Below are 17,355 nucleotides of genomic sequence, written 5' to 3' on the forward strand. Positions count from 1 at the left end.
GCGTCAGCGCGGCACTGACGGCATGCCGGTCCACAGCTCGTTCAGGTCCGGAAAGCGCCATTTGTCCGGGTCTTCGCGGGCCACGATCTTCTCCGGGCAGCCGGGCTGGGCCAGGTCGACGATCTCGGGCGGAATGCGCAGGTCGGACTTGGTGGAGAAGAACACCTTCACGCGTGGCGACACCAGCGAGGCGGCCTGCTCCATCACCACGCCGATGCGCCCCGAGGTCAGCCGCACGAGCGAGCCCACGGGGTAGATGCCGATGCTCTTCACGAAGGCCTGGAACAGGCGTGGGTCGAAGTGCCCGTTGGTCCACTCGGCCATGCGCCGCAGTGACTCGGCCGGGTCCCAGCCGCGCTTGTAGGGCCGGTCGGAGGTGACGGCGTCGTACACGTCGCAGATCGAGGCCATGCGCGCGGTCAGGCTGATCTGCTCGGCCGGCAGGCGGTGCGGGTAGCCCGAGCCGTCCATCTTCTCGTGGTGGTGCAGGCAGGCGTCCAGCACCTCGTCCTCCACGCCGCCGCCGCATTCGAGCAGCATGCGGTAGCCGTGCTCGGAATGGCTGCGCACGATGTCGAATTCCTCGTCGGTGAGCTTGCCGGGCTTGTTCAGCACCACCAGCGGGATCGCCGCCTTGCCGATGTCGTGCATCAGCCCGGCCAGGCCGGAGGTGCGGATGCGGGCGGCGTCCAGGCCGATCTGGCGCCCCAGGGCCACCATCAGCGCGCACACCGCCACCGAATGCATGTAGGTGTAGTCGTCCGCCGTCTTCAGCCGCGCCAGGCTGATGAGCGCCGACGGGTGGCGGGTGATCGAATCGGAGATTTCCTGCACCAGGCTGCGCGCATCGCTGGAATCCACCGCGCGGCCCATGCGGGCCTCGTGGAACATCGAGGACACGGCCTGGCGGGCGTGGTGGCAGATCGACGCCGCGTGGCCCAGCTCCTCGGCCATGCTGGTCGGTGCCAGCGAGCGCACGCGCTGGGACGGGGCAGGCGGCGGGGCGGGCGGGATCTTCAGGTCCGGCATCTCCTGCAGCTGGCTGAAGTCGGTATCGAGGCGGGCCTCGGCCTCTTCGGGCGAGGTGGTGGCCACATCGGAGGCCACGTCCAGCCCCTTGGAAACGTCGATCCAGACCTCGGCGATGGTGGTGCCGTGGATGCGTGCCAGGTCCTCGGGGTCCTGGAGCACGAAGCCGGTGCGCCAGAACGGGTGGTCCATCCAGGAGCCACAGAACTGGTGCAGGTACATGCCCAGGGCAAGATGTTGGACGCTGATTCGCTTGAGCATGGGACCAGTGGGTAACGCGGGTGCGTCCGCAAAAAACGCCGAACGACGGCGCTGGCATGTTAGCCTTTTCTGCCCATGCCGGTTTCCTCTTGTTGCGCTTTGCCTGCGCCCGCTCCCCCTTCCCATGACCGACCGTAGCGCCGCCGCCACTGCCGCCGCCGGTTCCGCAGGCGCGCCCGGGCGTGCGGGCGCCCCGGGCGCCCCCGCCGGTGCCCGCCCCGCCCCCAGCCCCGCCCAGAAGGCCCTGCGCAAGCTGGGGCTGGTGCGCGACATCGACCTGGCCCTGCACCTGCCCCTGCGCTACGAGGACGAAACCCGCATCACCCCCCTGCGCAACGCCCGGGACGGCGACACCGTGCAGATCGAAGCCACCGTCGTCTCCAGCGAGGTGCAGCTGCGCCCCCGCCGCCAGCTGCTGGTGCAGGTGGACGACGGCACCGGCACCTGCGAACTGCGGTTCTTCAGCTTCTACCCCTCCCACCAGAAGACCCTGGCCGTGGGCGCGCGCCTGCGCATCCGGGGCGAGGTGAAGGGCGGCTTCTGGGGCCGGCAGATGCTGCACCCGGCCTTTCGCACGGCCAGCGGCGACCTGCCGGCCGCGCTCACCCCGGTCTACCCGACCGTCGCGCAACTGCCCCAGGCCTACCTGCGCCGCGCCATCGTGAGCGCCCTGCAGCGCGTGGAGCTGTCCGAGACGCTGCCGCCCGGCGTGGAGCCGCCGGTGGGCCGTGTGCCCGGCCAAAACGGCCTGGCGCCGGGGTGGAACCTGCGGCAGGCGCTCACTTTTTTGCACCACCCGGCGCCGGACGTGGCCATCGCCACCCTGGAGGACCACAGCCACCCCGCCTGGCAGCGGCTCAAGGCCGAGGAACTGCTGGCCCAGCAGCTGTCGCAGCAGCAGTCCAAGCGCGAACGGGCCCGGTTGCGCGCGCCGGTGCTGCAGGCGCCGCCGCCCGGCGACGGCGGCCTGGCGCTGGCCGAACAGCTGCTGGCCGTGCTGCCCTTCGGCCTCACGGGCGCCCAGCGGCGCGTGGGCGAGGAAATCGCCCGCGACCTGGGCCGCTCCGTGCCCATGCACCGCCTGCTGCAGGGCGACGTGGGCTCGGGCAAGACCGTGGTGGCCGCCCTGGCCGCCGCCGTGTGCATCGACGCCGGCTGGCAGTGCGCGCTGATGGCCCCCACCGAAATCCTGGCCGAGCAGCACTTCGCCAAGCTCGTCGGCTGGCTGGAGCCCCTGCTGGCCGCGCGCGGCCAGCGCGTGGCCTGGCTCGTCGGCGGGCAAAAGAAGAAAGAGCGCGCCGCCATGCTGGCCCTGGTGGAGAGCGGCGAGGCCGCGCTGGTGGTCGGCACCCATGCCGTGATCCAGGAGCAGGTGCGCTTTCGGTGCCTGGCCCTGGCGGTGATCGACGAGCAGCACCGGTTCGGCGTGGCGCAGCGCCTGGCGCTGCGGCAAAAGCTCGAAGGGCAGGGCATGGAGCCGCACATGCTCATGATGAGCGCCACGCCCATCCCGCGCACCCTGGCCATGAGCTACTACGCCGACCTGGACGTCTCCACCATCGACGAGCTGCCCCCCGGGCGCACCCCCATCGTCACCAAGCTCATCGCGGACAGCCGCAAGGACGAGGTCATCGAGCGCATCGCCGCCCAGGTCGCCTCGGGCCGGCAGGTGTACTGGGTGTGCCCGCTGATCGAGGAAAGCGAGGCGCTGGACCTGTCCAACGCCACCGCCACCCATGCCGAGCTGAGCGAGGCCCTGCAGGGCGGCATCGCGGCAGGCCAGGCGCCCGTGCAGGTGGGCCTGCTGCACTCGCGCATGCCCAGCGCCGAGAAAAAGGCCGTCATGGCGCTCTTCACCAGCGGCGCCATGGGCGTGCTGGTCAGCACCACCGTGATCGAGGTGGGCGTGGACGTGCCCAATGCCTCGCTCATGGTCATCGAGCATTCCGAGCGGTTCGGCCTGTCGCAGCTGCACCAGTTGCGCGGGCGTGTGGGGCGGGGCGCGGCCGCCTCGGCCTGCGTGCTGCTGTATTCCACCAACGACAGCGGCCGGCTGGGCGAGACCGCCCGCGAACGCCTCAAGGCCATGGCCGAAACCAACGACGGCTTCGAGATCGCCCGGCGCGACCTGGACATCCGCGGCCCGGGCGAATTCCTGGGCGCCCGCCAGTCCGGCGCGCCGCTGCTGCGCTTTGCCGACCTGGCCACCGACACCGTGCTGCTGGAGTGGGCGAGGGAGCTGGCACCGCACATGCTCGACCGGTTTCCCGCCCTGGCCGAGCGGCATGTGATGCGGTGGCTGGGCGGGAAGTCGGATTATCTGAAGGCGTGAAGACAAAAGGCCTGGCGCATTTTCAGTGCAGGTCGCGGGTAATGTAACTCCCTGTATCTCGATGTTCGGGTTTCTGCGCAGTCGATAAAATGCGTAACTCAAGATCAAATGGGAGAGGGATTCATGAGGGTTGTATGGGCCGCCTGCATCGCATTGCAGGCCATGGGTTATTGGGGCGTGGCGGAGGCAGGGGGGATCGACAGAAGCAAGCCGTTTGGGTACGGCATCGACGTGGAGGCCCCGCGGGCGCCCGTGATGCGATACACGGTCCTGTCCAACACGGTGGCGGGCGTGTGCGGCGCGTTGCCAGCCGGATATGGGCCGACCCAGTTTTGCGCGCGGTCGAGCTATGGACGCAATTTCTGTACAGGGATTCCTTCCCTGGGCCCCGATCCTTGCGAGAACGTGGAAGGATTTGGCCCCAGCATCATGCCCATCTGCAACCGTCCCAAGAACGAGCACCCCGAATACCTCTACAACCCGGCGGGCTGGACCGAAAGCCGGCCCAAATACGACCGGGACACCGACCAGTTCTCCTGCGTCTGCCTGAGCGCCTACCGAGGTGATGTGCGCGACTCCGAAATCAGCGGCTGGTGCGGCCCCAAGCAATTGATCGACCCCGATCCGCCACCACCGCCCCCGCCGCCACCCCCACCGCCGCCACCTCCTCCCCCACCCCCGCCGCCCCTGCCGCCGCCGCCACCCCCGGTGCCGCCGCCCGGCGACGGCTACCGGGGTGTCTCCGTGTTCCCTGGCGGGCAGGACGGCATGTGCGTGGGCGACCCCGTCATTCCCGCCACCGGAGAGAACTTCCAGGAGATCGTGGACCACCGGGACCCGTGGGGCGGCAGCCTGGACTTCGTGCGCATCTACCGCAGCCACTGGGCGCTGGACTCCGCCCGCGCCAGCCGGGGCTTCGGCCGCCAGTGGGGGCACAACCATGCCATCAGCCTGCGGGTGTCCGAAGGCGTTGCGACCGTCCTCTTCGGCAACGGCGAGGAGCGGGGCTTTCAGCGCGCGGGCGCGCAGCAGGACTGGGTGGGCGACCAGCGCAGCGACACGCTGGCCCAGGCCGATGGCCTGTGGCGCTTTCGGAACGCCAGCGACGACACCGTGCTCACCTTCGACAGCGCGGGCAAGCTCCTGAGCCGCAGGGCGCGCAACGGCTGGGTCACCACCTACGGGTACACCTACGGGCGCCTGACCACCATCACCAACGCCTTCGGCCAGACCCTCACCCTCGTCTGGGGCGATCGGCTGATCGAGAAGCTCATCACGCCGGACTACCAAACCACCACCTACCGGTACAGCTACCAGGACGGCGTGGGCGACCGGCTGGTGTCGTCCCGCCTGCAGGACCAGTACCAGAAGACCTACCTGTACGAAGACACCGGCAACCCGTTCCTGCTGACCGCCATCGTCGATGAGAACGGCAGCCGTTTCGCCCAGTTCAGCTACGACGCGCTGGGCCGCACGCTCAAGGCCGCGCATGCGGGCGACGCCCTGGCGCACCAGTTCGACTACACCGACATCGCCTCGGGCCAGGTCGGCGTGAAGGACCCGCTCGGCCAGACCCGCCGGTACGGCTACACCGTGCAGAACAAGGCGCTGGCCGTCACCAGTGCCTCGTCGGCGCCGGGGCTGGCCTACCGCCCGGTCAACCGCCGGGTGCAGAACGCCGCCGGCCTCGTCACGGCGGAGGTGGACTTCGCTGGCCGCCAGACCACCTACGAATGGGACAACGACCGCCAGTTGCCCCTGCTGGCCACCCACGCCAAGGGCACCGCGCAGGAGCGCCGGGTCGCCACGCAGTGGCACCCCACCTACCGCCTGCCGGTCAAGGTCACCGATGGCAACCGCGTCACCGAATACACCTACGACGCGGACGGCAACGTCCTCACCGAGCGGGTGTACGACGCCAGCCTGCCCGACGGCGCAGCCAAGGCCGCCGTCCGCCGATGGGAATACCAGGGCGGCCTGGTCACCGCCGAAATCGATGCCCTGGGCGTGCGGCGCGAAAACACGTACCACAGCAACACGCCCTTGGTGTTCGAATCCACCGACCCGTTCGGGCGGCGCACCAACCACAGCTACAGCGATGGCCGCCTGGTGGGCAAGCTCCTGCCCAACGGCCTGGAAATCCAGTACGCCTATGGCAACAACCCCTGGAACCTGCTCGGCAACGTCTCGGTCCTCGGGATGCAATGGACCCACCAGTACAACGCCATTGGCCAGCGCTCGCGCACGACCCAGCCGGACGGCTACCAGATCGACTACGCCTACGACAGCGCGCACCGGCTGGCCTCGTGGAAGGACAACCGGGGCGCCTCGGGCAGCTATGGGTACGACCTGTTCAACAACGTCATCCTGCAGGAAGTCAAAGACGCCGCGGGCCAGACCGTGTGGCGCCAGGAGCGGGGCATCAACGCCGCCAACCAACTGGAAACCGTCAAGGCAGGCAGCCAAGTGGACCGCTACGCCTACGGCCCCAACGGCGAGCGCCTCGCCGCCGAGAACGCCTTGGGCCAGCGCTACCGGTACGCCACCGACCCCCTGGGCCGCGTCGCGGAAATCACCGACCCCCTGGGCAAGGTCGCCTCGCTGTCCTATGACGGGCTGGGCGCCGTGCAGGCCGCCAAGGACTTCGCGGGCGTGGCCACCACGTATGCCAACGACATCCGGGGCAACGCCACGCGGGAGACCTCGGCCGACAGCGGCGCGGCCAACGTGCAATACGACGCACTGGGGCGCCCCACGCAGTTAAGCGATGCGCTGGGCCGCACCACCGGGCTCACGCGGGACGCGGCGGGGCGCTTGACGCGCATCCTCTTCAAGGACGGCAAGCAGAGCGTGTGGCGGTACGACCTCACCGGCGCCAGCTACAACGCCCCCGGCACGCCGCAGGCCAGCATCGGGTCCTTGAGCGAGATCCAGGACGCGGGCGTCACCACGCGCTGGCAGCGCGACCCGCTGGGCCGGGTCACCGCCCGCACCCAGGTGCTGGCCAACGGCGACAGCCGCACCCTGGCCCAGGCCTATGTGCCGGCGGGGCCGGACGGCGCCCGCAATGGCGGAGCCGGGCAGATCGCCACCCTCACCTACGCGAGCGGCAAGAAGCTGCAGTACCAGTACGACGCCACGGGCCAGCTCACCGGGCTGCAATGGAACGGCCAGCCGCTGCTCACCGCCATCACCTGGAACCCGCTGGGCCAGCCCACCGGCTGGAAGTGGCCGGCCTTCGGACCCGCGCCCGGCCTGGCCGAGCAGCGCAGCTACACCCTGGCGGGCCAGTTGTCCGCCAGCCGGCTGCTGCCGCAGCTGGCCTGGGACAGCGCCGGGCGCCTGGCCCAGGTGCAGCAGCGGCACGCCCTGCGCGGCGCCACGGGCGCGCAGCAGGCCGTGATCACCAGCGCCAACACCTACGACGCCACGGGCCGGCTCACCGCCAGCGCCCACAGCGCGCCGGCCGGCCTCACGCTACCCACGGGCAGCGCGTTGAGCGACACCCTGGGCGCCAATGCCAGCGGCTACGCGTGGGACGCCAACGGCAACCGAAGCCAGAGCCACTACAGCAGCACCACGGCGACGGGCACGGCCACGCTCAAACGCAATTACGTCGCCATCAGCGGCAGCAACCGGCTGCAGAACTACACGCAGACGTTCCAGCCCGCCAGCGGCAGTGCGCAAACCAGCACCGTGGCCTACAGCCATGACGCCAGCGGCTCGCTCACCAGGAAGGGCGACAACTACCTGCACTACGGCAGCGACGGCCGCATCGCCAAGGCCGGCCTGAATGCCGACCCGGCCAACGCACTGGCCGTGAGCTACACGTACAACGCCCTGGGCCAGCGGGTGTTCAAGAGCGATGCGCGGCTGTCCGGGGCCAACAACCCGGCCATCACCCAGCAGACGGTTTATGCCGAAGACGGCATCGGCAGCACCGTGCTGGGCCAGTACGGAAACCGCAGGAGCAGCAACAGCGCCGCGCCGGCGGGCGAGATGGACAGCACGGAGGTCATCTACCTGCCCACGGCCAGCGGGCCGATGCCGGTGGCCGCGCAGATCAATGGGCGGCTGTATGCCATCGATGCGGACCACCTGAACACGCCACGGCGCCTGACCAACACGCAGGGCCAGGTGGTGTGGCAATGGCTCATCACGGGGTTTGGAGAGGCCAATCCGACGACCGGGGCGACGGGCTACGCGCAGAGTGGGCAAGGCAGTGCCAACTATGCGGAAGCCATCAAATTCGACCTGCGGTATCCGGGGCAGGTGTGGGATGAAGAGACGGGACTGGCATACAACCTGAATCGGTACTACGACCGGGAGGGAGGGCGGTACCTCCAGCCCGATCCGATTGGGTTGGATGGGGGGTGGAATCGGTTTGGATATGTGAATAGCAATCCGCTGAGATGGAGTGACCCAAAGGGTTTAGCAATTCCGGCAGCGGTAATTGCATGTATGAGCAATCCACTATGTGCGGCTGCTGCAGGTGGGGCTGCTATTACTACTGCAAATGCTTGCAAGCAAACTTGGGATTATTTATCCAGAAATTGGATGAATTCAGAGAGTGCAGGTGATGGAGACAAAGATCCGAGTACGCCTACTGGCCAGAGAGGTGGTCCGATAGATGTGAAGCCAGGTACCAATCGGCCGACAAATATCGGAGGTCGAGATTACACCGGGCATGCACTAGACCGAATGCAAGGTCGCGGTGTTCCCCCCTCAGCGGTAGAGGATGCCATTCAGAATGGGGGAGCGTCGTCAGGAAATCAACCTGGAACGACAGTGCACACGGGGCCCAACGGTGTGGTTGTTGTTACCGGTGGAAATGGGCAGGTAATTACAGTTATCCCTAGGTAATGAGGTTGCAATGGACGATTTTTTCTCTCGTCAAGCCTTCGTGCTGCGGCAAGCCATCAATGAATATCGTGATGGAACACTTGATTTAAACTCACTTATTCATCGGATTGAGGGGGTTGGGAGTGTTTTTGAAAATGAATTATGGCGAAATGCGGTTTTTCCCGTCATTTTATCCATGGAGCAGATAAACGCAGCGGCAATTAATGGTGGCAATGATTTGACCGAAGCAGACAAGGCTTCTATTGAAGAGTCGCTCATTGGTTTTGAGGGGCTGATTAAGGACTTTGAAAATAAGTAACTGCTGCTTATTTTTCAAGCCTTGCGTGGGAGATCTCATGCGAGCCGATGCAACACCCTGACATCCAACCCTGGCCGTTGTACGTCTTGATTGCTATATATTTAATAGCATCATGACCATGATTTACTAGGGCGTAAGGCCTGTTTGACCTGATGTCAGGCCTCACATCAAACGGGAGGAGGTTCATGAGGGTCGTCTGGGCCGTCTTCATCGCATTGCAGGCCCTGGGCAATGTGGCCTCGCTGTCCTACGAAGTCCTGGGCGCCGTGCAGGGCGCCCAGGACTTCGCCGGCGTGGCCACCACGTATGCCAACGACGTCCGGGGCAACGTCATGCGGGAGAGCTCGGCCGGACCCGCGCCCGGCCTGACCGAGCAGCGCAGCTACACCCTGGCGGGCCAGTTGGCCGCCAGCCGGCTGCTGCCGCAACTGGCCTGGGACAGTGCCGGGCGCCTGGCCCAGGTGCAGCAGCGGCACGCCCTGCGCGGCGCCACGGGGGCGCAGCAGGCCGTGATCACCAGCGCCAACACCTACGACGCCACGGGCCGGCTCACCGCCAGTGCCCACAGCGCGCCGGCGGGCCTCACGCTACCCACGGGCAGCGCGCTGAGCGACACCCTGGGAGCCAACGCCAGCGGCTACGCGTGGGACGCCAACGGCAACCGAAGCCAGAGCCACTACAGCAGCACCACGGCGGCGGGCACGGCCACGCTCAAACGCAATTACGTCGCCATCAGCGGCAGCAACCGGCTGCAGAACTACACGCAGACGTTCCAGCCCGCCAGCGGCAGTGCGCAAACCAGCACCGTGGCCTACAGCCATGACGCCAGCGGCTCGCTCACCAGGAAGGGCGACAACTACCTGCACTACGGCAGCGACGGCCGCATCGCCAAGGCCGGCCTGAATGCCGACCCGGCCAACGCACTGGCCGTGAGCTACACGTACAACGCCCTGGGCCAGCGGGTATTCAAGAGCGACGCGCGGCTGTCCGGGGCGAACAACCCCGCCATCACCCAGCAGACGGTCTATGCCGAAGACGGCATCGGCAGCACCGTGCTGGGCCAGTACGGCAACCGCAGGAGCAGCAACAGCGCCGCGCCGGCTGGGGAGATGGACAGCACGGAGGTCATCTACCTGCCCACGGCCAGCGGGCCGATGCCGGTGGCGGCGCAGATCAATGGGCGGCTGTATGCCATTGATGCGGACCATCTGAACACGCCACGGCGCTTGACCAACATGCAGGGCCAGGTGGTGTGGCAATGGCTGATCACGGGGTTTGGAGAGGCGAACCCGACAACCGGCGCCACGGGCTATGCGCAGAGCGGGCAAGGCAGCGCCAACTATGCGGAAGCCATCAAATTCGACCTGCGGTATCCGGGGCAGGTGTGGGATGAAGAGACGGGACTGGCGTACAACCTGAATCGGTACTACGACCGGGAGGGAGGGCGGTACATCCAGGCGGATCCGATTGGGCTGGATGGGGGGTGGAACCGGTTCTCGTATGTGGGAGGAAATCCGGCCTCTTATACCGACCCGACAGGCGAGTTCGCAATCGCCATTCCGTTCATTCCAGCGATCATCACTGGGACAGATATTGCTATCGGAACGGGTTTAGGTGCGCTGAGCTATGGGTTGGATCGCATGTTTGCGAAACCGCCTAAGAATGCATATGACCCAAATGGACCTAAGGCGCCTGGTAAACCCAGTGATGCCGAAGGCTTCAAAGATCCTAAGGGGGGTGAAAGCTGGGTTCGTAATCCAAATGGACGCGGCTACGGTTGGCAAGGATCTGATGGCGGTGTGTGGTGCCCTACGGGACCAGACTCTGGTTCCACAGGCGATGCTCATGGTGGCCCCCATTGGGATGTGCAGTATCCAGGCGGCCGGTATGACAATGTTTATCCTGGCGGTCACCGTCGATAGGGGGCGACATGATTTTGCAAATAGCGTTGGGCAGTTTTTACTCGCGAGGCGATGAGCGGCGCCTGTTTCAGGGGTTGGGGGAAATAACCGCAATACGCAGCGTTAAGGGTGTGGGACGGGATTTGTTGATTGATGTCAGCATTGCTTCGCTTAATAAAGAGGCAATGCGTGAATTAGTCGCGCTACTTTGGCGTTATGAAATACCACTTGCTCCTTTGCGTGCGTTTGCGGAGAAAAAGAAATTCGAATGGCTTAATGACTCGCAAGGCTATTGGTACAGTGCAATGTTTAAAGAAGGAAGCAATCGGCGACAAGTTTAGTTACGGACTAATTGCGGTTTTAGGAGCTGCCGTCACTGGTGGCCTCACACCTTCGGCAATTAGTTTGGTTGGCTCTGCATCCGCGCCTTTATTTTGTGCAGCGCCTGAAACTATCGCCGTTTCTCGTTGGGGTCGCGAAGGCTTGAAGCGGGGGATTGGGTGATGAAGGGTGGCGTTAATCGTTGAAATTACGCGCGATCTTTTAAATGGGAAAGAACCCCATGGAATCAGCCCGCACCATATTCAACCGGAACCAGTTATCAAATTCTAGTCACTTCCCTGGCAACCCCAACTGGCTGGGAAGCATTTAAAGCGATATTTGGACAACGGATTTGCAAGCCATGATTGTGGGAGCGCTGTTTATCCTTCTGGGAATTCCTTTTGTTTTTTATAATTGGTATGCTTTCCATGGAATTTTTATAAAGAATAAGAATATATCTTGGATCCCGCTTGTTGGAGGTGGATGTTTGGCCTTTGGTTTTTGTCTTCTTCAAAAACCATTCTGGTGGTTGTTCTTTTTCTTTGATTTTGGCTGCATCCCTGGATTTTTTTATAACTTTTTGCTTTACAAGTGGATTGATCGACGGTTGAGAAAAATAAATAAGAATTGAATCATAGGGCTGAGGTTTGATAGCGTATGGTGGTTTTTTTGAAATGAAAGCTTTGTGCGCACTGTTGTTTCTGGTCGGCACTTGGCTGGTGTTCCTGAATTGGCGCTGCTTTTATGTGGCGTTCATCAAAAAGAAACCATCGCCATCCTGGATACCTCTGCTGGGTGGAATTCTGATGTTCCTTGGGTTTTATCTCTTTCCGGACAATCTGTTGAGTAGCTTGGCTTGGTTGGCTTTCGTGCTTGATTGGGGAAGTCTGCCCGGTATCGGGCACGCCATCGTGCACCACCGAATCAACAAAAAGAAATAACCACTCGCGATCTGCTGGGCCGGCCCACCCGCCTGCAATATGCCGATGGCATCGCCACCGTGCTGCGCTACGACTTGGCCGGTGCGGCCTACAACGCGGCAGGCGCGCCCAACGACAGCGTGGGCTTATTGAGCGAATGCAGGACCAGCGCGTCACCACCCGCTGGCAGCGCGACGCGCTGGGCCGCGTTGTCGCCAAGACGCAGCTGTTGGCCCTGGCCAGGCGCCAGCATCACGTAGGCCGATCCGATTGGGCTGGATGGGGGAAAACCGCTACCTCTATGCAGGGCACGCAGAGGAATCTCGTTGATCCCTCTGGCTTCGCAAGCGTGATGCCGGGTGGAGGGTATGGAGACTCTCCGTTGCTGGACAACGGGTCAAGTTGCTCGCCGATGTTTCAGCAGCCACGGGTGGATGATGGGGGGTATTTCCAGCAGAGGTGGGGCGAATATTTGTATTGGTCCTGGGGTTATCAAGGGAGTACTGTTGGGCGCCGCCGCAAAGATTGACCCAGTCGTAATTCGAGAAATTGAACAGATTGTGAGATCAGGAGGCTCGGCATTTCCGGTTGAAGCCGGCGCTCAACTTCGAGCGGTTGTTGAATCTTTTGCTTGAAAAATACGTAATGCCGGGACGTCCGCGCAGGCCGCTTATATTAGAGACGTTGGTTTAGGCGCTATTGATCGACTTGATAGATTTGACGCTTTGACGCCGGCCGCTAGGCAGCAATTACGAGAAATTATTAATGGAGCATTCAAGTCATGACCGAATCAGATGATCCAATTGCAAATTTGGCATTTGCCGAATTAATAATAACTTGTCAAGCAGATGGATGTTTTAATCTATTTCAAAAAAGTTTGGATGAGCCCGCAACTGATCCTGTGGAAAAGTGGTCTGTAAAGATGGCTGGCTTGGCTCGGATGCAGGCTGGGGCTCCGACGCTATGGGAAAAGTCTTGTGTCCAGTTCATGCGAATCCGGCAAAAATAGTTGACGATTCGGGTCGAAAGTAATTCATTGCAGGTGCGATTCGGTCAGTGGCAACAAATGCCGCTGAACAGAAGCCAAAGAAGGATTAGATCGCAGAATTATGCAGGGCTTGATTAATGGTCTTGAACATTCAGAAAGGCTGGCCTTTGCATCAGGGATCTCGCTGTCTGTAAAATCTAAAAAATAGATATGGAAGCTGGAGGTTGGAAAATATTAAATCAATTCACCATGATGCTGCTTATTCCTGAGCCGGCCTGCTTTTATTGCGAGGCGGATGAAGACCATTTCTTTGCTTGGCTACAGGGTGTTGCCGCCATCAAGGCGGTTACCGTAACGCCAGATGGGCTCGACTTGAAAATCGAGATGCCAATCGATCAAGTGAGTTTCTATGAGTTGGCTGGATTAATGACTAGATATCAGTTGGACAAGAAATGTCTTCAACCACTTTGCAGCGGCCACGAAGATCCTTGGTTTAACGACAAGAAGAACTACTGGTACAAATTTGTTTTTGGGTAAGACGGTAGATGGTTCATGGAAAAATCTATGCCCAAAACCCTGAGGGTGGAGAAGTACTTACGCTAGTGGATTGCCAAGAAAAAAGCGGTAATTACCTGCCCTACAGCAGCTAAACGTTGCATCACCATGGCCGGCTTGAAGGCTGGCCCGCCCGGCGCTGTGATACCTCTGTGGTCATCGGGTGCGTCAGAGCGATGCGCGGCTGTCAGGGCCTAACCACTTCGCGATCACCGTGCAATGGCCTGCCGAAGATGGCACTGATATTTCTGTAATGGGCCAACGCAGGAGTTGCAACAGCGAGGCGCCGGCAGGAGACCCGAACAACACGAAAGTCATCTGATCGTTTATGTGGCAAATCAATTTGCCTTATGGCGTTGGTGCTCCCGCAGCAGTGTTCAGAGCGATGCATGGCGACAAGGCGTTAATTTCCCCGCCGTCCAATGCGGACGGAATCCATCCCCCTGGACCGACGACTCGCCCTCGCCAGAGGTCGGATCAAACACATTCGATGCGCTATATTTTTAATAGCATCATGACCATGATTTTCTAAGGCATGAAGCCTATTCGGTCATAAGGAAAACCGCGGCGAAGATGGCTGGCAAGGCCCATTGGGGCGCAACGCGCATGCCTCGGTCGCCAGCGTTTTCTGGGCATCCAACACACCTTTCGCCAGCCCCTGGCCCGCCCCGCCACCCAATGTGAAGCCTGGGTAAAGTTCCTTCCCCCCCACCGAACTCCCCGCGAACTGCCGACCGACAGGGGTTTCATCTCGGCGCACAATGTCGCGTTCGCCAATCCGCATCCAACAATGACCCTCACGGAACTCAAATACATCGTCGCTGTGGCCCGGGAGAAGCACTTTGGCCGGGCGGCCGATGCTTGCTATGTGTCGCAGCCCACGCTGTCGGTGGCCATCAAGAAGCTGGAAGACGAGCTGGAGGTCAAACTTTTCGAGCGCAGCGCGGGCGAGGTGTCGGTCACCTCGCTGGGCGACGAGATCGTGCGCCAGGCGCAGAGCGTGCTGGAACAGGCCGCCGCCATCAAGGAAATCGCCAAGCGCGGCAAGGACCCGCTGGCCGGGGCGCTCACGCTGGGCGTGATTTACACGATCGGTCCCTACCTGCTGCCCGAGCTGGTGCGCCACGCCATCGCGCGCACGCCGCAGATGCCGCTCATGCTGCAGGAGAACTTCACCGTCAAGCTGCTGGAGATGCTGCGCACCGGCGAGATCGACTGCGCGATCATGGCCGAGCCGTTTCCCGACACGGGCCTGGCGATGGCGCCGCTGTACGACGAGCCGTTCATGGCGGCCGTGCCCAGCAGCCACCCGCTGGCCGAACAGAAATCCATTTCCGCCGCGCAGCTCAAGAGCGAGACCATGCTGCTGCTGGGCGCGGGCCATTGCTTTCGCGACCATGTGCTGGAGGTCTGCCCCGAGTTCGCGCGCTACGCGAGCAATGCCGAGGGCATCCGCCGCACGTTCGAGGGCTCATCGCTGGAGACGATCAAGCACATGGTGTCGGCCGGCATGGGCGTGACGTTGGTGCCGCGCCTGTCGGTGCCGCGCGATGCCCTGCACACGGGGTCGCGCCGCCGCAAGAGCGACGACACGCACATCCGCTACCTGCCGATCCAGGAGGCCGATGGCAGCCCGCCGCCCATGCGCCGCGTGGTGCTGGCCTGGCGCCGCAGCTTCACCCGCTACGAGGCCATCGCCGCGTTGCGCAACGCGATCTACGCCTGCGAACTGCCGGGCATGACGCGCCTGTCCTGACCGCAGGCCAGCGGCCTCTTCCGCTTCTTTTTTGCGGGCCTGGCGGCCCGGTGGTCGGCGCTGGCCGCCGCGCGTGCGGGTTGCCGGCTTCACCGAAACGCCTCGGGGCAGGGCTAAACTTCGCCCCGCGCGCGGCCGGTGGGTGGGCATCCTCCACCCCGGCCTGGCGCGGGCCGCGCCACATGCGGTCCGCGCGGGGCGCCGCGCTCTCCATAATCCCGAGGACATTCATGAAGAAGCTTTTGATGGCGGCCGGCCTGGCCCTGGGCCTTTCGGCCTGCTCCAGCGTGACCGCGCCGACCGACGCCGCGCCCCTGGCGGGCACGCTCAAGAAACCCGATCTGGACCGCCTGGTGGTCGCCGAGACGGGCGCGCCCAGCGGCGATTTCAGCGCGTTCCTCGAACGCGCGGTGCGCACCTACCCTGCGCTGGCGCCCAGCGTGAAGGCGTATGAGTCCAAGGCCACGCTGGCGGGCGACGACCTGGTGAACATCAGCCGCCTGCTGGGCCTGTACAACCGGCTGCACCACCACACGGCGGTGATCGACACGACCGCGAAGATGGTGGCCATTCCCACGGTGCGCGCCGACAAGGTGCCCCCGCACGAGGACCGGGCCATCATCGCCTTCGGCACGCTGGTCGAAGGCATGGCCAAGGATTTCGGCCTGCAATACCGCAACGTGGACAACCGCATCTTCGAAGTGAAGCTGCCCGGCACGGGCACCGAAGAATTCGGCATCCTCACGCACGCCGACGTGGTGCCCGTGGTGGCCGACGAATGGGTGCTGGACGACGGCACCCGGCTGGACCCGTTCAAGCTCACGCGGGTGGGGGGCAACCTGTACGGCCGCGGTTCCATCGACGACAAGGGCTCCATCGCCGCGGTGCTGTACGCGATGAAGGCGGTGAAGGACAGCGGCCTTCCGATGGCGCGCACGATCCGCCTCATGGTCGAGACGACCGAAGAGACGGGCGGCGACGCGATGAAGTACTACCGCGCCAAGACCCAGCTGCCCGAGTACAACATCGTGCTGGACAGCAAGTACCCCGCCGTGGTGGCCGAAAAGGGCTCGGGCGCGCTGCGCGCCTCGTTCGCCCTGGCACCTGCCGCCGCCGTGCCGGCCGGTGCGGTCACCATCGCCGCGATGGCGGGCGCCGCCTCGGCCAACGCCGTGCCGCAGACGGCCACCGCGCGCCTCACGGGGGGTGATCTGGCCGCCGCGGCGCAGCGCCTGGGCGCGGCCCGCGAGGCCTTCATCGCCAAGTACGCGGGCCAGGGCGGCCCCTTCGCCATCGACATCGTCCAGGACGGCGCCGCGCTAACGGTCAAGGTCACGGGCACGTCGGCCCACGGCTCGCGCCCCGAAGAGGGCGTGAACCCGCTGCCGCGCCTGGCGCTGTTCCTGCAGGAGTCCGGCGTGCCGCTGGCGGCCAACGGCTACGCCAGCGCGGTGCGCTACATCGCCGACCTGTACGGCACCGATTACCTGGGCCGCACGATGGGCTTGGCGTACAGCGACGACTTCATGGGCCCGCTCACGATGTCGCCCAACCTGGTGCGCGAGAAGGACGGCAAGGTCGATGTGCTGGTGAACGTGCGCATGCCGCGCGGCAGCACCGCCGACGTGCTGACGAAGGCCACCGCCGCGCGCATCCAGGCGTGGGGCGCGCAGGCCGGCGTGGCGGTCGAGGTGGACCACAGCCAGGGCGAGTGGATGGCGCGCGACCCCAAGGGCGCCTGGCTTTCCACGCTGCTCAACACCTTCGGCGACACCACGGGCCTGGAGGCCAAGCCCGTGCCCACGGCCGGCAGCACCACGGCCAAGCTGATGCCCAACGCGATCAACTTCGGCCCCGCGATGCCGGGCAAGAAGTACACGGCCCACAACGCGAAGGAATTCAAGGAAGTGGCCGACCTCGACGCCGACATGCAGATGTTCACCGAGATGTTGGTGCGCATCGGCAACCTGCCGCAGATGCAGTGACCACTGGCGGCCGCTGGCCGCCCTGCATGCGCTAAAGTGTTTCAGGCGCCCGGGCGCCACGCCTCCCCGGCAGCGGCGGGGGCCCGCCCGGGCCGGCAAGATGGCAGCGGCAACGCAACGCATCGTTCAGTTCAGCACCCGAAGGA

11 protein-coding genes are annotated in these 17,355 nt (G+C 64.1%); 9 read left to right on the forward strand and 2 right to left on the reverse strand.

Annotation, left to right across the window (positions count from 1 at the left end):
* Nucleotides 1–3: 3 nt before the first annotated feature.
* Nucleotides 4–1,290: a cyclic di-GMP phosphodiesterase gene (locus AVTE2539_RS20780; protein WP_284413548.1), complete on the reverse strand. Its 1,287-nt coding sequence runs from the start codon at nt 1,288–1,290 to the stop codon at nt 4–6.
* A 124-nt stretch (nt 1,291–1,414) separates the two neighbouring features.
* On the opposite strand from AVTE2539_RS20780, the gene recG reads away from it, so the two are divergent.
* The 5 genes from recG to AVTE2539_RS20805 all read left to right on the forward strand — a co-directional run bounded on the left by recG (nt 1,415) and on the right by AVTE2539_RS20805 (nt 11,025).
* Nucleotides 1,415–3,622, forward strand: a complete 2,208-nt coding sequence (recG, locus tag AVTE2539_RS20785; RefSeq protein ID WP_284413550.1) for an ATP-dependent DNA helicase RecG — start codon at nt 1,415–1,417, stop codon at nt 3,620–3,622.
* Nucleotides 3,623–3,745: 123 nt separating this feature from the next.
* Nucleotides 3,746–8,485, forward strand: a complete 4,740-nt coding sequence (locus tag AVTE2539_RS20790; protein WP_284413553.1) for an RHS repeat-associated core domain-containing protein — start codon at nt 3,746–3,748, stop codon at nt 8,483–8,485.
* 10 nt (nt 8,486–8,495) lie between these two features.
* Entirely contained in the window at nt 8,496–8,783 is a 288-nt protein-coding gene (locus AVTE2539_RS20795) for a hypothetical protein (protein WP_284413555.1), read from the forward strand.
* A gap of 185 nt (nt 8,784–8,968) precedes the next feature.
* On the forward strand, nt 8,969–10,705 hold the full coding sequence (locus AVTE2539_RS20800) for a polymorphic toxin type 37 domain-containing protein (RefSeq protein ID WP_284413557.1): 1,737 nt from the start codon (nt 8,969–8,971) through the stop codon (nt 10,703–10,705).
* 8 nt (nt 10,706–10,713) lie between these two features.
* A complete protein-coding gene (locus tag AVTE2539_RS20805; RefSeq protein WP_284413559.1) occupies nt 10,714–11,025 on the forward strand; it encodes a hypothetical protein in 312 nt (103 codons plus the stop codon).
* Nucleotides 11,026–11,285: 260 nt separating this feature from the next.
* Here AVTE2539_RS20805 and AVTE2539_RS20810 read toward each other — a convergent pair whose 3' ends face one another.
* Nucleotides 11,286–11,717 (reverse strand): hypothetical protein, encoded by a 432-nt coding sequence (locus tag AVTE2539_RS20810; protein WP_284413561.1) that lies wholly within the window; start codon nt 11,715–11,717, stop codon nt 11,286–11,288.
* Nucleotides 11,718–12,706: 989 nt separating this feature from the next.
* Here AVTE2539_RS20810 and AVTE2539_RS20815 point away from each other — a divergent pair.
* The 4 genes from AVTE2539_RS20815 (at nt 12,707) to AVTE2539_RS20830 (ending at nt 17,209) form a co-directional block, all read left to right on the forward strand.
* The gene (locus AVTE2539_RS20815; RefSeq protein WP_284413563.1) at nt 12,707–12,934 is read left to right on the forward strand and encodes a hypothetical protein; all 228 of its coding nucleotides are present in this window, start codon (nt 12,707–12,709) and stop codon (nt 12,932–12,934) included.
* A 228-nt stretch (nt 12,935–13,162) separates the two neighbouring features.
* Nucleotides 13,163–13,450, forward strand: coding sequence for a hypothetical protein (locus tag AVTE2539_RS20820; protein WP_284413564.1), 288 nt, complete (start codon nt 13,163–13,165; stop codon nt 13,448–13,450).
* Nucleotides 13,451–14,258: 808 nt separating this feature from the next.
* Complete coding sequence (locus AVTE2539_RS20825; protein ID WP_272566898.1) at nt 14,259–15,224, forward strand: LysR substrate-binding domain-containing protein; 966 nt, start codon at nt 14,259–14,261, stop codon at nt 15,222–15,224.
* A 230-nt stretch (nt 15,225–15,454) separates the two neighbouring features.
* Nucleotides 15,455–17,209, forward strand: coding sequence for a dipeptidase (locus tag AVTE2539_RS20830; RefSeq protein WP_284413566.1), 1,755 nt, complete (start codon nt 15,455–15,457; stop codon nt 17,207–17,209).
* Nucleotides 17,210–17,355: the final 146 nt, after the last annotated feature.

The organism is Acidovorax sp. SUPP2539 (genome assembly GCF_030158975.1).
Taxonomy (GTDB): domain Bacteria; phylum Pseudomonadota; class Gammaproteobacteria; order Burkholderiales; family Burkholderiaceae_C; genus Paracidovorax.